The 14438-nt window shown below is 55.8% G+C and carries 13 protein-coding genes; 3 read left to right on the top strand and 10 right to left on the bottom strand.

The window, feature by feature from the left end:
* Nucleotides 1-181: 181 nt before the first annotated feature.
* From lpdA to pdhA, 4 genes are all read right to left on the bottom strand, one after another.
* The gene (gene lpdA / locus FTE24_RS04275) at nucleotides 182-1606 is read right to left on the bottom strand and encodes a dihydrolipoyl dehydrogenase (RefSeq protein ID WP_141449939.1); all 1425 of its coding nucleotides are present in this window, start codon (nucleotides 1604-1606) and stop codon (nucleotides 182-184) included.
* A 3-nt stretch (nucleotides 1607-1609) separates the two neighbouring features.
* Nucleotides 1610-3307, bottom strand: a complete 1698-nt coding sequence (locus FTE24_RS04270; protein WP_150229280.1) for a 2-oxo acid dehydrogenase subunit E2 — start codon at nucleotides 3305-3307, stop codon at nucleotides 1610-1612.
* Nucleotides 3308-3337: 30 nt separating this feature from the next.
* Entirely contained in the window at nucleotides 3338-4315 is a 978-nt protein-coding gene (locus tag FTE24_RS04265; protein ID WP_141449941.1) for an alpha-ketoacid dehydrogenase subunit beta, read from the bottom strand.
* A gap of 125 nt (nucleotides 4316-4440) precedes the next feature.
* Nucleotides 4441-5508 carry a pyruvate dehydrogenase (acetyl-transferring) E1 component subunit alpha gene (gene pdhA, locus FTE24_RS04260; RefSeq protein WP_141449942.1) on the bottom strand — a complete coding sequence of 356 codons (1068 nt, stop codon included), beginning with the start codon at nucleotides 5506-5508 and terminating at the stop codon, nucleotides 4441-4443.
* Nucleotides 5509-5784: 276 nt separating this feature from the next.
* Between pdhA and FTE24_RS04255 the strand changes: the two genes are divergently transcribed.
* From FTE24_RS04255 to FTE24_RS04245, 3 genes are all read left to right on the top strand, one after another.
* Nucleotides 5785-6510 (top strand): alpha/beta hydrolase, encoded by a 726-nt coding sequence (locus tag FTE24_RS04255; protein WP_150229282.1) that lies wholly within the window; start codon nucleotides 5785-5787, stop codon nucleotides 6508-6510.
* A gap of 221 nt (nucleotides 6511-6731) precedes the next feature.
* Nucleotides 6732-7373: a thiamine diphosphokinase gene (locus FTE24_RS04250; RefSeq protein WP_150229284.1), complete on the top strand. Its 642-nt coding sequence runs from the start codon at nucleotides 6732-6734 to the stop codon at nucleotides 7371-7373.
* A 275-nt stretch (nucleotides 7374-7648) separates the two neighbouring features.
* Complete coding sequence (locus tag FTE24_RS04245; protein WP_141449945.1) at nucleotides 7649-7966, top strand: helix-turn-helix domain-containing protein; 318 nt, start codon at nucleotides 7649-7651, stop codon at nucleotides 7964-7966.
* Between the two features lie 34 nt (nucleotides 7967-8000).
* Here the strand turns inward: FTE24_RS04245 and FTE24_RS04240 are convergent, their stop codons facing one another.
* From FTE24_RS04240 to FTE24_RS04215, 6 genes are read right to left on the bottom strand one after another with little or no spacing between them, the layout of a single operon-like run.
* The gene (locus tag FTE24_RS04240; protein ID WP_150229286.1) at nucleotides 8001-8984 is read right to left on the bottom strand and encodes a hypothetical protein; all 984 of its coding nucleotides are present in this window, start codon (nucleotides 8982-8984) and stop codon (nucleotides 8001-8003) included.
* Entirely contained in the window at nucleotides 8971-9522 is a 552-nt protein-coding gene (locus tag FTE24_RS04235; protein WP_150229288.1) for a hypothetical protein, read from the bottom strand. The genes FTE24_RS04240 and FTE24_RS04235 overlap by 14 nt, the downstream gene beginning before the upstream one ends.
* Nucleotides 9519-9905: a hypothetical protein gene (locus tag FTE24_RS04230; protein ID WP_150229290.1), complete on the bottom strand. Its 387-nt coding sequence runs from the start codon at nucleotides 9903-9905 to the stop codon at nucleotides 9519-9521. Before FTE24_RS04230 ends, FTE24_RS04235 begins: the two co-directional genes overlap by 4 nt.
* Before the next feature lie 60 nt (nucleotides 9906-9965).
* On the bottom strand, nucleotides 9966-10430 hold the full coding sequence (locus FTE24_RS04225; RefSeq protein ID WP_150229292.1) for an ABC transporter permease: 465 nt from the start codon (nucleotides 10428-10430) through the stop codon (nucleotides 9966-9968).
* 39 nt (nucleotides 10431-10469) lie between these two features.
* Entirely contained in the window at nucleotides 10470-12548 is a 2079-nt protein-coding gene (locus FTE24_RS04220; protein WP_150229294.1) for a hypothetical protein, read from the bottom strand.
* Nucleotides 12545-14437, bottom strand: coding sequence for a Flp pilus assembly complex ATPase component TadA (locus tag FTE24_RS04215; RefSeq protein WP_150229296.1), 1893 nt, complete (start codon nucleotides 14435-14437; stop codon nucleotides 12545-12547). Before FTE24_RS04215 ends, FTE24_RS04220 begins: the two co-directional genes overlap by 4 nt.
* Nucleotide 14438 lies beyond the last annotated feature (1 nt).

The following is a 14438-nucleotide window of genomic DNA, read 5'->3' as shown; positions in this document are numbered from 1 at the left end:
GCAAATGCTCGTTCGTCTAGTTTATCACGTCCGCCGCAAAAAGGAATAGGCCCCGTGAGGATGAAAAAACCGAATTCGCCGGTAAATTTCATCTTTTTTCGACAGAGAAATTTAAGGCGCATATGAAAAAGCGGACGCCTGTAGGCGCCCGCTTTGCTTTTATAGATTCATGCTTTTGAAATTAGCGTTTTTTAGGAGCGATTGCGTGGATCGGGTTGCCCAGAACCAGCTCGGCCGCTTCCATCACGATTTCGCCCAGTGTCGGGTGAGCGTGAATAGTGAGGGCCAGATCTTCCAGGGTTGCGCCCATTTCGACGGCAAGGCCCATTTCGGCGATCATGTTCGTCGCTTCCAGACCGACGATTTGGCTGCCCAATACGACGCCGGTGCTTTCTTCGGCAACGATTTTCACGAAGCCTTCCGGATGGTTCAGCGATACGGCACGGCCGTTGCCGCCGTAGCTGAATTTACCCGCCACGACGTTGAAGCCTTTTTCTTTGGCTTCTTTTTCGGTCAGGCCGACGCTGGAGCATTCCGGATCCGTGAAGACCACGGCAGGCATGCACTTGTAGTCGACGACAGCCGGATGTCCGGCAATCGCTTCGGCAGCCACTTTACCTTCGTACGAAGCTTTATGTGCCAGCGCGAGGCCAGGCACGATATCGCCGATTGCGAAGATATGCGGAATGCTGGTACGACCTTGTTGGTCGACCTTGATCAGGCCGCGCTCGTCGAGCTCAACGCCGATCATGTCCAGACCCAGTTCGCCGTCAGTGTTTGGACGACGTCCAACCGTTACGAGCAGGTAGTCGGCCGTGATTTCCTGGCTTTCTCCGCCTACGGAGAATTTCACGGTTACGTCTTTGTCCGTTTGCGTTGCACTTTCGGCTTTGGCATTCGCGTGAATCTCGATGCCGTTTTTCTTCATGGTTTTCGACACGAGGTTTGTCATGTCTTTGTCAAAACCAGGCAGAACGGTGTCCAGACCTTCGATGATCGTCACTTTCGTGCCGAACTTCGCGTACATCTGGCCCAGCTCGGCACCGATATAACCGCCGCCGATAACGATAAGGCTTTTCGGAATCTCAGGCAGGTTCAGCGCTTCGGTCGACGACAGGATGCGTCCGCCGAACGGGAAAGGCTTCAATTCGATCGGACGGGAACCCGTCGCGATGATGCAGTTCTTGAAACGGTAGCGCGGCGATTCGTGATCGTTGAATACGCGTGCTTCGTTTTCGTTGATGAACATGCATTCGCCGTTGAAGACTTCAACGTTGTTGCCTTTGAGCAGTCCGCTTACGCCGTTCGTCATTTTCTTGACGACGCCGTTTTTGAACTCTTGGGTTTTGGCGAAGTCGACTTTAACGTCGCTTGCCGTAATGCCGAAAGCTTCGCCGTGCTGCGCGTTTTCGAAGCTGTGCGCAGCCGAGATCAGAGCTTTGGAAGGAATACAACCGCGGTTGAGGCAGACACCGCCGAGTTCGGCTTTGTCCACGATCAGAACCTGTTGTCCCAGTTGAGCGGCGCGGATGGCGGCTACATAGCCGCCGGGTCCGGCACCGATTACCAATGTGTCAATATCCAGGGAAGCGTCTCCTACTACCATTGTTTATACCTCCATTACCATCAGCTCGGGATTAGCGAGCAGGGATTTAAGATAGTTCATGCAATTTTGTGCAGTAGCGCCGTCGATCAGACGGTGGTCGAAGCTGAGGGACAGAGCCATCATCGGAGCAGCTACGATTTCGCCGTTTCTTACGATGGCTTTTTCGCTGATGCGGCCCGTTCCGAGGATTGCCACTTCCGGATAGTTAATGATCGGCGTGAAGAACATGCCGCCTGCGGAACCGATGTTCGTGATGGAGATCGTGCTGCCTCTCATCTCGTTCGGAGCAAGCTTGCCGTCGCGGCCGCGTTTGGCCAGATCGCTGATCGATTCCGCGATCTTGAACACGCTCTTGCGGTCGGCGTCTTTGACGACCGGTACGATCAGACCGTTTTCGGTGTCTGTCGCGATGCCGATGTCATAGTGCTTTTTGTAGACGATTTCGTTGGCCGCTTCGTCGATCGAAGCGTTCAGGGCCGGGAATTCGCGTACAGCGGCAACCAGAGCCTTGACGATGAACGGCAGGTAAGTGACTTTGATGCCTTTCTTCTCGGCCAGCGGTTTCATGCGGGTACGGAAAGCGACCAGTTCGGTTACGTCGACTTCGTCCATGATCGTAACGTGCGGAGCCGTGTAAGCCGATTTGACCATCGCGTTCGAGATGGCTTTGCGGATGCCTTTGAACGGTACGCGTTCTTCGTCGGCAGCGGCTGCCGATGCGGCAGGCGCGGATGCCGCTTTTGCCGGAGCTTCCGATTTTGCGGCAGCCGAAGCTTCGGTCGAAGCGGCAGCCGGAGCGGCTTCTGCTGCGGCTGGAGCTTGTCCGCCGTTTTTCTTGAAGTTCTCGACGTCTTCACGCGAGATTTTGCCGTTCTTGCCTGTGCCTTGAACCTGGCTCAGGTCGACGCTTTCTTCGCGGGCGAACTTGCGTACGCTTGGCGTTGCAAGCACTTCGCGGCTCGATGCTGCTGCAGGAGCGGCAGCCGGGGAAGTTGCGGTCGGAGCGTTCGCTTCGGCGGCCGGAGCCGATTCTTCGATCATTTCCGAACCTTCCGGCATTTCGCCTTCAACGGCGATGATCGCCACGATGTCGCCAACGTGGTGAACTTCTCCGTCCGCTACGCGAACTTCGAGTACGGTGCCGTTTACCGGACAAGGTACTTCAACGACCGCTTTGTCGTTTTGCACTTCCATGATGATATCGTCATCGGTAACTTTGTCTCCGACTTTGATATGCATTTTGACGATTTCGCCTTCATGCAGGCCTTCGCCGAGTTCCGGGAACTTGTAGGCGAATTTGTTGCTTGCCGAACCTTGCGAAGAAGAAGCTTGCGATTCCGACGGATCGGCTGTCGCCGGCGAAGACTTCGTATCCACGCCGCCTACCGCAGCGTTGGATTCTTGAGCCGCGTCCGCTTGCGGACCCGGTGCCGTTTCTTCGTCGTTATGCGGCAGTTCGCCTTCGGCTTCGATGATCGCGATCACGTCGCCCACATGGTGAACTTCTCCGTCCGCAGCACGAACTTCGAGTACCGTGCCGTTTACCGGGCAAGGCACTTCGACAACCGCTTTATCGTTTTGCACTTCCATGATAATGTCGTCGTCGGTGACTTTGTCTCCGGCTTTGATGTGCATTTTGACGATTTCGCCTTCGTGCAGGCCTTCGCCGAGTTCTGGGAATTTATATTCGAATTTTGCCACGTTGCACTACCTCCTTCTGGATATTACTAATTAAAATTCAAGAACTTTCTTCACGTTCGTGATGATACGCTCAGGAGTCGGCAGCCATGCATCCTCGATTTGCGCGAAAGCGTAAACCGTATCCGGAGGAGTCACGCGCAGTACAGGAGCTTCCAGGTGAAGAATGGCTTTTTCGTTGATTTGAGCGATGACTTCAGCCGCGATGCCGGCAGATTTTTGAGCTTCCTGAACGACGATGGCACGGTTCGTTTTCTTGACCGAAGTCACGATCGTGTCGATGTCGAGCGGGTTCAGGGTGCGCAGGTCGATGACTTCGGCGTGGATGCCTTCTTTTTCCAGCTGCTCGGCAGCTTTGACGGAAGTGTGTACGCACATGCCGTAAGTCAGGATCGTTACGTCCGAACCTTCGCGAACGATGTTCGCTTTGCCCAGTTCAACCGTGTATTCGCCTTCCGGCACTTCGGAACGGAAAGCGTGGTACAGGTTCAAGTGTTCCATGAAGAAGACAGGATCGTTATCGCGGATCGCCGAGATCAGCAGGCCTTTTGCGTCGTAAGGGTTGGAAGGCACGACCACTTTGATGCCCGGGCTTTGAACGAGCAGGCCTTCAAGCGCGTCGGTGTGAAGTTCTGCCGCTTTTACGCCGCCGCCGAAAGGCGTACGGAATACGATCGGCGAGTTGTAACGGCCGCCCGAACGGTAACGCATACGCGCCGCTTGAACGATCATTTGGTCGAGAGCTTCGAAGATGAAGCCGACGAATTGGATTTCGGCGATCGGGCGGAAGCCCTGAACGCCCAGACCGACAGCCATGCCGCCGATCGCGGATTCGGCCAGCGGCGTATCGAATACGCGCTCCTCGCCGAATTCTTTTTGCAGCCCTTCCGTCACGCGGAATACGCCGCCCACGTTACCCACGTCTTCACCGAAGATGAGCACGTTCGGGTCGCGCTTGAGTTCCACCCGCATTGCGTCGCGGATTGCTTCTTTCATGTTCATTTGTGCCATTGCTACATTTCCTCCTTAACGTTACGTTCGCTGGAATCTTGCTCTATGAAAAGTTCACACTTATATGCGCAGGTAAAAGGTTCGGTAGAGCGCCGTAGGGGCCGCTCCGACCGGAACCGATTCTTTTACTGGAAGTCCGCTTTTTGCTCTTCCAGGTGTTTAGGGGTATGTTCGAACATCGAATCGATCAGGCCGGAAACGGTCATTTTCTCCGTTTTCTCTGCCTTCTTGATTTGCTCGGCTACGGTTTCTTTGGCTTCCGCTCTTACGCGTTCCGTATCGTCGGCTGTCCAAAGTCCTTTTTTCTCCAGGTATTTCGCGAAACGGGTCAACGGATCTTTTTCGCTCCATTGTCCTTCTTCCTCTTTCGTCCGGTACTTGGAAGTATCGTCGGAAAGGGAGTGCGGTTTGAAGCGGTAAGTGACGGCTTCGATCAGCGTCGCGCCTTCACCGTTGCGACCGCGTTCGGCTGCGTCTTGAACCGATTTGATAACGGCCAGAACGTCCATGCCATCGATTTTTACGCCTTTGATGCCGGCTGCAACCGCTTTGTGGGCGATCGACAGGGCAGCGGTTTGCTTCGCGAACGGAGTGGTGATCGCGTAGCCGTTGTTTTGCACGAAGAAGATAACAGGCAGTTTGTAGACGCCCGCGTAGTTCAGGCCTTCGTAGAAGTCGCCTTCCGACGAACCGCCGTCACCCGTGTAAGTGATCGCGACCTGCTTTTGCTTTTTGAGCTTGAAGCCCATTGCGATACCCATTGCGTGCAGGATCTGCGCGCCGATGATGATTTGCGGCATCAGGACGTTTACGCCTTCCGGAATCTGTCCGCCGTGCTGGTGACCGCGGGAGTACAGGAATGCTTGGTACAGCGGAAGTCCGTGCCATACGAGCTGCGGGATGTCGCGGTAGCCCGGGCAGACGAAATCTTCTTTTTCCAGAGCGAATTCGCTGCCGACCATCGTCGCTTCCTGACCGGATACCGGTGCATAGAAACCGAGACGGCCTTGGCGGCCCAGATTGATCGCGCGCTCGTCCCAAGTACGTGTAAATACCATGCGACGCATAACTTCTTTTAATTGATCGTCGGTCAGAACCGGCATCAATGCTTCGTTAACAATTTCGCCATCCGGCGACAGAACGGAAAGAGCCTCGACTTCTTCCGTATACACTTCATAAGGAACCTTGCTCATTGTTTTCACCTCAATAAAAAATTTGAATATCTTGGCCCTCTGTTATATCATTATTATACACCTGTTCCATAGCGGAGTCAAAGAAATTAACCATATTTGTTCATTAATTTCTATGATTGTATATATAACAGGACTACAAGATTAATATAACAAGAAAGCTAATTCGAACGTTTCACGTCTTAGCGTCCGCACAGTCACAATCTTACCGCATTCCGGACCGCCATGTAAAGCGCATGCAAAACGCGCACCCATACCGAACCCAAGGAGCGATTTCCCATGACCGATTCCCGTTATCTCAAGCGTACGATTGTGAAAGAAGTCATTGCCAGCACCTTTCTGAACGAAGACCGGGCGCTGCGCATCTATCTTCCTCCCGGTTACAACGAAGTGCTCAGCTATCCGGTCGTGTACTGCCAGGACGGCGAAGAGTTTTTCAATTTCGGACGTATCGCGACCTATGCCAATCAGCTCATTCTTGACGAAGGCGTGGAACCGTTCATCGTCGTCGGCATCGAAGTGGACGTCAAGACGCGCACGGCCGAATATGCGCCGTTCGGCGACCGGCACGAAGCCTACGTCAACTGCATCATGCGGGAGATCATTCCGTTCGTCGAGCAGAAATACCGCGTTCGCGGCGACGACCGCATCCTGGCCGGCGATTCGCTCGGCGGTTCGATGTCGCTGCATCTGTCGCTGTTGTACCCGGGCGAGTTCCCGCGCATCATCAGCCTCTCGGGTGCGTACTACGAAGAGTCCCAGGAGATCATTGCCCGCGAGGAAGATCTGGGATGGCTGGACACGTACATGATCGTCGGCCTGCAGGAAAATGAATACAAAACCGATCACGGCACGTTCGATTTCGTCGACCTTAACCGCCGAACGCGCGACCTGTTGCTGGACCGTGGAGCAAAAGTGCATTATATGGAAAAGGAAGGCAAACATCTGTGGGGATTTTGGCAAAAAGAACTGCCGGACGCACTTCTCTATTTCTTAACCCGATAAGCGCTCTCCAACGCGCTTATTTTTGACAATACTGCAAACGCCTTCAAAACTTTTCTGGCGAAACGGAGCACATGCGGCGGCCGCCTTTTCGACCTTGAAACGACGCCCGCTTTCGAAGTTCGTTGTACGCTTCGCCCTGCGTCCGCTATACTGGATATCAGCACAGCAAGCCTGCTTGTTTCGACAAAAGTACCGAACCCGAAAGGAGGAGAAACTGCGCCATGAACGACACACGCGTCATTATCGTATCCGGCGGATTGTGGACCGACGACTATCTGGATTATATCCGCCCCGGCGATCTGCTCATCGGAGCCGATCGCGGCGCCCTCATGCTGATCGAACACGGCCTTCGCCCGGATATCGCGGTAGGCGATTTCGATTCGGTTTCGCCCGAAGACGCGGAGCGCATCCGCCTGCTCAGCGGCCGGATCGATACCTGCGACCCGGTCGACAAAAATTATACGGACACCGAACTCGCTTTCGAGCTGGCGTTGAACGAGCGGCCGTCGGAGATCGTCATGCTCGGCGTGACGGGCGGACGGATGGACCATACGCTGGCCAACGTGCAGCTGCTTATTCGCGCGCTGCGGCGGCAGGTAGTCTGCACGATCCGCGACCGCAACAACTATATCCAGCTGACCGGCAGCCAACTGGTCGTCGAAGACCGCGGATTTACATACGTGTCCCTCATTCCCGCCACGATGGAAGTGAGCGGGGTTACGCTGGAAGGTTTCGAGTATCCGCTCGAGAACGCGACGCTTCGCCAAGGGCAATCGTTGTCGGTCAGCAATAAGCTGTCGGGCCCATCGGGCACCGTCTCGATCGAAAGCGGCCTGCTGTTGGTCATTCAGAGCCGGGATTGAGTCCGGATACGGCCGCCGGCCGCGTATCCCTCTTCCCTATGCCCGCCGCGACCGTCCAACCTGTTCGAACGCGCAAATTCCCCCGCCGCCCGGCGACGAGGAAATTTGCGCGTTTTTTTAACTCCGAAAATCATCCGGTTTTTGGAAAAAGAATCCGTAGACCTGCCGCGTGCATTCGGTATATATTAGGTTTACTATACGGGCGGCATGCCCACTGACGAAGCTCAACTCTGTTTGTGCGTTCAATTATTTTCGGTTAGGGAAAGGCGGATTTTATGGATATCGGAAGCAAACTGCGCTATTTGCGAAAAGCACGTCATCTCTCCTCGGTCGAACTCGCTCAACGTGCCAACGTCTCTCAATCCTCGATCAGCGATATCGAATGCAATCGTCGCTCCCCCCGGCTCAATACGTTAAGCAGCCTCAGCCGCGCGCTGGGCATCCCTTTGTCGGAGCTGCTCCCGGTCGACGACCTGCTCGAACATCCTCTAAAAGAAGAAGAAAGACAGCTGCTCGATCTGTTCGGCCGCATGAACGAATCGCAGCAGCAGAATTTGTTGGAGCTGCTCCAAAGTTTTTCCGCAAAGTCATGAGAGCCGTTTCTTGCTTTGTTGCTTCTGCCGAAACTCAAGGGTTCGGTCGCCGGATCGGAAAATAACCGGACTGCGCCGCTTCCCGCTCGCTGCCGAACGTCTCTTCGTTCGGGGCCGGAAGATCGGCACGGTCCCGCGAATAATAACGGATGCCGCTGATCGGATCGGCCGCTCCGTACACCTGCTTGGTTCGGACCAGCCTTCCTCCGCCGAACGCGTAATGATTATACGCCTGATCGCCCACCGGAACCCCCTGCAAGAACGCCGCGATTCCGATATCGTCGATACCGTTGTCCCATTCTTCGCGCGAAATTTGCGGAAGTGTGAACAGATAATCCACTCCGTAGCGCGCCGCGTATCGATTATGCCGGTGAATGGCGTACGCCAGATCGTTTTGGATACCGTTCAGGATGGTCTGCCGGCGCACGCTCTCGAACGTATCTGCATCCTTCAATAGAAGAACATTCGTCTCCGAAGCGATCTCTTCCCGCATTCCCTGCACCCAGACGTGCCGGCTTCGATCATGGATCTTCACGAAACGGTCCAGCGTAAACTGAATAACGGAACCGCCGGCATCCGAGTAGGCGTACGGTTTCTTGGGCGACCATACCGCCCGGAGCTGCGTTTGTCCGCCGGAATCGACAAACGACTCTGTCGCATAGATGAAGTAACCGTCGTAATCGATGACCGCGATCGCGGGCACATAAGCGGCGAGGGCGCCGAGCGCGGCGGGATCGTCTCCCGTGCCCATATTCAGCGCCAGCGAACGATAGAACGTCTCGACCGCGCGTTCTTTGTCCGTCCCGAGAAACTTCCGCGAATCGTAACCCGGCTGATCGCCTTGCGCCGTCGTATCGTTCAACACGTAACCGGCATCCTGCACGGCCGTTCGAAGCATGGCGTCGTAACGGCTGCTCAGCCGCAGGGCGGCATACTGATCGTCCAGATGCATGGAAGCAATCCGAAACACCGGGAAAAAGATCAAGACGAACAGCAGCGCGAAATTAACGATCTTCATTGAGAACCATTCCTTCGTAATTGATCGCTACCGTCGCGCCTTCGTCCGTATTGTCGTTCATCAGGAAATCCCACAGCTGCACGGCCGCGGTACGGTTGATGTTTTCAAGCTTGATCCCGATATAATCGCCCACCTGCATGTCGTAACGCCGGGCGGGGTCGTCCGCGCTGGAGATAGGGTTCGGGAACAACACCGCCAAAATCTGTTCGTTGTAAAATCCGTCGTAAAAAGGAGTGAACCGGTTCCGGAACGTCGAAGGATCGGCCGGGTCCCCGTATTCCGGAACATACCTTTTGCGCAGATGCTCCAGCCGCACTTCGTACGGATTGCCGGTTGCGGCAAGCTGCGCATTAAACGTCTCGTACATCTGCGGCGTAATATACCCTTTGGTGCGGGCGCTGTCGACAAAACGGGTCACCGCCGCCTGCACGACGATGTTTGCGATTTTGTCCTGGCTGCGCGCCTGTTCGTACAGCGGATACACAAACAGCAGCAAGACGCTCAGCAAAGCCGCGAAAATGCCGGTTATATAGTTCATGTGCCGCTCCGGAACACAATTTTGTTCAACGTGCCGTCTGTGCCCCTCTCATACAACGCCCGGTAAGCGTGCTTGAGGTTCAGGATCGCCGGATCGAGATTGTCGTCATTCGAGCCGGATCGATACAGCGTCCCGTTCACCTCGATATCGGCTCCTTCTTCCGTGAGTCCTCGAATCATGAGCAGAATCTGCGCGCCGGAATACCGTTCTTCGTAATCAAGGCCGAGCTCCGTTTTGATTTTGCCATCTTGGTCGGTGTTCAGTTCGTAGGCCAGCCGGGTTCCGGCGTCGATCGATCTTGCGACATCCGCCGCATACGTACAGGCGCCAATGAACAAAGCAAACATCGCGGCCAACGTCATAAAACTTTTTGCATTCCCCATATCGGTCTCCTTGCCCCTCGCCGCCTTCCGCCCCATACGGAAGACGGTAAAGATTCGGCTTTATTTCGCCTGCGTAAATACGATGCCGCGTACCATATTGTTGGCATCGCGCACGATCGAAGATTTGAATTTGCCCGATGGATTGATGAAGTTGTTGTCCGCTTCGTTTAGCGCCGGGCTGAGCGTCTTGTTCTTGGTATCGCCGGTAATGACGCCCGTCGTCTGGTTAAACTGGCTTCCGTAATACGTAGCGCCGCCTTTGCCGGTCAGGACGTACACACCAAACTGCTCGTCGTTGTTGTACTGCCGCACGGCGTTCATGACCTGGCTGCCGGACAGCGTCGTATTCTCGTAAATATTGAAGCGGGTCTGCGACAGCTGCGTCTGGATCGTCGAAAACTGGGTCTGTCCTTCTTTGGCTGCGTCCTGCGAAGAGATGAAGATTACGACGACCGTCGTAATCAAAGCCAGCGTCAGAAAAATGCCGGCGGCCAATTTCAAACCCGAAGTTGCGTTGCTTCCCATAGATAACATTCTCCTTTTATACGATACATGGATTTGGATTTAGATTTGGCCCAGTCGGGCAATCAGATCTTTCATCTGCATAAACGACACGTACAGAAACGGAACGATAATATAGGCGCCGAGCATGAACATGACGGGAGCAAAGCCGATATCCCGGCCCCAACTCGCTTTGTTTTCGATCAGCCGGTCCATCGTTTCTTTTTTTTGTTCGCGGTAATACTCCTGCTCCATCTCCAAATCGTCGAACGCTTCCTGGATCGACAGATGCTCCAGCGAATTTTCCAGCCGTTCGATCAACCGGATAAAAGCAGGAAACGGCGCTTCGTGTTTCAGTTCGGCCAACGCGGCGGCGGCACCTCCGTCGAAATCGAGCAGGCAGCGCTGAAGCGCCGGCTTGAAGATCACCGCAAACCGTTCCAGCCATTCCAGTAAAATCTGCACGCTCATCCGGTCGAATTGGCTCAAAATCGAGATCAGCATTCGGAACTGGTCGACTTCGCTCTGCATGTCCATGCCGCGCACCCGGCGCTGGAAACGCAAAATGCCTACGGGAACGAACGACGCGGCCGCTCCGGCTGCGACAGCAAGCAGCAGCTCCCACGCTTTCAAATATTCGTCGTTCATCCGATCCAGCTTCCGGGCAATGCGAACCGCCGCTTCGTTCTGCTCCGCTTCGCCAAGTACCGCTCCGGCCGTGTCCCGTACGCGTCTGCGCAGCGCTTCCTCCACGTCACCTCGCATCCCTCGAAATTCATCCATGATTTTCCGGTCGAATGCTGTTAGTCGCTCGGCTTCCGCGCGTTCCGCCCCGTCGGTCCGCCCAATCATCAGGCCGCCTTTTGGATACGTCGGCGCTTCCCGCACGCGCTGGATCATGCTGCCGTGGACGGACACGAACATCAGCGCCGACAGCAGGCCGACCGACAAGCCGAGCAGCAGCCGTGTGAGCGTCAGCCATTCAAGCAGAAGCGGCGAATTTGACTCTTTGAGCAGCCGGGACAGATCGCCATGCGCTTTCGTATGCTTTTGCGGCACGAAACGATCAACGACGCAGCGAACGATCCGGTATGCGTACAATTTCTTTTCCCAGCGGATACCTCCGGGCTTGGGTACATACCGAGACTCTTCCGTTTCCGCCAGCTTGCGAATAAGTACGTACGCCGCTACCGCTATCGCGTACAGCAGCAGTTTGGACGCCATGCCGATCCGCCCTTCGTAAAACTCGCCCATGAGCGGGAAATAATGCTCGGCCCAGCGTTCCAGCGGAAACGACAGCAGGATCGGCGCCAGCGCGATCAGCGTGAGACTGTTCAGCTGGTAACTGAGCCGGCTGCGGCGCAGCAGGTCGAAGTTGATGTCCTGCACGAATTTGCCGATCGCGTTCAGGTACAGGGAACCTTTCGCCGTCGCTTGGTCTCCGTATTCCATAATCATGCAGGCGACGCCCGTGAATGCTTTCAAATACCGATTGGGCGCCACTTCGTAATACGCCGACAGGCTGCGCTCCGGGTCTTTGGCTGTCAGCACACTGTGCATCTGTTCGCCATGCAGTCTCATGTTGTGTCCGGCAAGCTGCGTGGCTTCGTAGATCGCTTCGTCCGCCATCCGGCTGGCCTGAAACTGGTGCCGGTTGTCTTCCAGAAAATCGCGAAAATATTGGAGCAGCCGATTCTCCGCCCGATGCACGAACAGATCGATCAGCATGCCGTTCAGGACGAGGCAGCCGATCGCCCCAAGCAAGGTGACGGAGAAGCTTCGTCCGAGCAGCGTCAAAGCAAGCAGCAGTCCGATACTAATCAGCAGGACGGCATACGTGATCTTCATCGTTTCTTTGCGCAGCGTCATTTCGTCATACGGCCCCATAATCGCCAGGCGCTGGCGAATCCGCCGGACCTGTCTGCCGAGCAGCGGAAACTTCGCGGAACGTACATACGAACGTTGATAAAAGCGATTGAACGCGGGGTTGCCGGGTCCCGCTTGAGCCTTGCGATTCATCCAGCTGACGCGAGGCTCCTTGCTGCCCGATTTTTTTTGGCTTCGGCGTTTCAGGATCAACACCAGCACGAGCGGCACAAGGTACAGAATCAACGCCAGAATGATCCACGACTTCAGACTCATGCCGGCTCACTTCCCCAATACCGATCCAAAAACGCATGAAAAGCGGCGGCGTCTTCCCGCGACATATTGCCGGCCATCAGCTGCACTTTTCCCGGCGTCGGGCGCTGCACGGGTACGTAAGCGCCGTCCCGAAACGCGATGATGTCGCGGACCTCGAACGTGCGTCCGGTCATCCGCCGGTAATAACTTAGCTGCGCCTGCGCCAACACGTTCAATGCCGAAGCTTCATCCGTACCGGCGGCAAGCTTCCGGCCGAGTTCCGCGAACGATTCTTCGTCCGGATCGAGCGCAACGCATTCGGTCACGCGCTCGATATGACGGGTGCCGTCGCGTTCTTTTTCCAGATGCACGTCAAATGCGATCACGCTGGCCACCTGTTCTTCGGCGATCCGCTCGTTCTGGAATGTGCCCGTCTTGAGCAGCGAATTGCGCAGCGACCAGATCAGGTCTTTCGTCGTTTTGGCGTGATGGCTGAATACGGTGAACTTGCTCGCCACCTGAGACATCTGCACGGCCCAAGCCGCCACGGGGTCCGTCGCCACTTCGCCGAGGATATTGACCGCGCCGTCCGTTTTCTTCTGCAGATCCAGCCCCTCCTGCCCGCTGATATGGTCCGTTTCGCGGAAAGCGAGCGTGTTGCGCTCGGGATACAATCTGCGCAGATGCAGCTCAAACGCCAATTCCTGTATCCGCAAATTGAAGGTACCATAGATGCTTTTGACCATCGCCATCAGCAGCGTCGTTTTGCCCGAACCTTGTTCCCCCGTCACGGCCGTCACCTGTGCGCCTTTCATCAAGTAGTCGAGCATCCGGATCGGCAGTTCGGAATTGTTGCCTTCCGCGGCGCCGAGCAGACGTTCCAGGCTGAGGTTCGGCAGATCGAATTTGCGGACGAAAAACGCCCAACTCTCGGAAAAGGGAGGCCGGACCACGACGACCCGCGAACCGTCCCGCATCTCGTTGATCCGATAAGCTTTCGCTTCGGACAGCTGCCCGGGACTGCCGAATTTGTAAATGTTCTGGCAGACCCGCTTGAGCTCAAGCAGGCTGCCGAAGCCGAGAAAAGCCAGCCGGATCGATTTGCCGCGATAGAAAATCCATACACTGTCGCAGCCTTTGGGCGTCTCGCCGCGCATGGCGCGCAGCAGCTCGACTTCGTCTTCCGTCTCGCGCATGTCCGGCAGCAGGCCGGATACGCCGCCCGATACCCCGTCGATCGTCTGGTCGCGCAGTTCGTCGATCGGCCCGAACCCTTTGTACTGCTGATAGACGCGCTGCACGACAAGCTGCAGTTTGTCTTCAAAAGACAGGCGGGGCGCTTCGGCGCCGTAAATGGCACTTATTTCTTCACCCGTAATGATATACGATTCGGTCGCCGCGTTCTCGATGACGAACTTCGGCTCGGCAAGGCCGTGCTTGTCGATCAGCACGCTCAGAGCTTGCATTCCGTGTTCCCGCTTGTACGCATGCAGCAAAATGTCGAACTTGTCCGCAACGGTCAGCAGGCGTTCGTCGCCGAACGGCAGGATGCGGTCGATCGTCGCTTCGCTCACGGCGCCGCCCCGCAGCAGCAGGTCGTAAATAAACGATTTGACATACGTCTTGTCGGGCAGGCTGCCGGCATTGCACGTCTTGAGCGAACTTTTAAGTTCGGCCACGACGTTTCTCCGGCGTTCGAATTCTTCCGCCGACAGACCCAAATCGAGCAGGTTCGCATTGGCGAATTCGTTGATCGCCGCTGCCGCGTACCGCTGGAGATCGTCGATCGTCAGCAGCTCGTCTTCCGCTTCTTCGCCTGCGGCAGCCGAATTTCTGCGCAGCACAAGCAGGAGCCCGAGCGCAAGCCCGCCGACAATCGCCGCGATCAGCATCGAATTGATTCCGTCCATG

Origin of the sequence: Saccharibacillus sp. WB 17 (assembly GCF_008634075.2) — a bacterium.
Classification (GTDB): domain Bacteria; phylum Bacillota; class Bacilli; order Paenibacillales; family Paenibacillaceae; genus Saccharibacillus; species Saccharibacillus brassicae.
The sequence above is the reverse complement of the archived record's forward strand: the minus strand, read 5'-3'. Positions and strand labels throughout refer to the sequence as shown.

Excerpts from the sequence above, each read along its gene's own strand:
- lpdA (WP_141449939.1), bottom strand. The coding sequence starts at position 1,606 with ATGGTAGTAGGAGACGCTTCCCTGGATATTGACACATTGGTAATCGGT.
- FTE24_RS04265 (WP_141449941.1), bottom strand. The coding sequence starts at position 4,315 with ATGGCACAAATGAACATGAAAGAAGCAATCCGCGACGCAATGCGGGTG.
- pdhA (WP_141449942.1), bottom strand. The coding sequence starts at position 5,508 with ATGAGCAAGGTTCCTTATGAAGTGTATACGGAAGAAGTCGAGGCTCTT.
- FTE24_RS04255 (WP_150229282.1), top strand. The coding sequence starts at position 5,785 with ATGACCGATTCCCGTTATCTCAAGCGTACGATTGTGAAAGAAGTCATT.
- FTE24_RS04250 (WP_150229284.1), top strand. The coding sequence starts at position 6,732 with ATGAACGACACACGCGTCATTATCGTATCCGGCGGATTGTGGACCGAC.
- FTE24_RS04245 (WP_141449945.1), top strand. The coding sequence starts at position 7,649 with ATGGATATCGGAAGCAAACTGCGCTATTTGCGAAAAGCACGTCATCTC.
- FTE24_RS04240 (WP_150229286.1), bottom strand. The coding sequence starts at position 8,984 with ATGAAGATCGTTAATTTCGCGCTGCTGTTCGTCTTGATCTTTTTCCCG.
- FTE24_RS04235 (WP_150229288.1), bottom strand. The coding sequence starts at position 9,522 with ATGAACTATATAACCGGCATTTTCGCGGCTTTGCTGAGCGTCTTGCTG.
- FTE24_RS04230 (WP_150229290.1), bottom strand. The coding sequence starts at position 9,905 with ATGGGGAATGCAAAAAGTTTTATGACGTTGGCCGCGATGTTTGCTTTG.
- FTE24_RS04225 (WP_150229292.1), bottom strand. The coding sequence starts at position 10,430 with ATGGGAAGCAACGCAACTTCGGGTTTGAAATTGGCCGCCGGCATTTTT.
- FTE24_RS04220 (WP_150229294.1), bottom strand. The coding sequence starts at position 12,548 with ATGAGTCTGAAGTCGTGGATCATTCTGGCGTTGATTCTGTACCTTGTG.
- FTE24_RS04215 (WP_150229296.1), bottom strand. The coding sequence starts at position 14,437 with ATGGACGGAATCAATTCGATGCTGATCGCGGCGATTGTCGGCGGGCTT.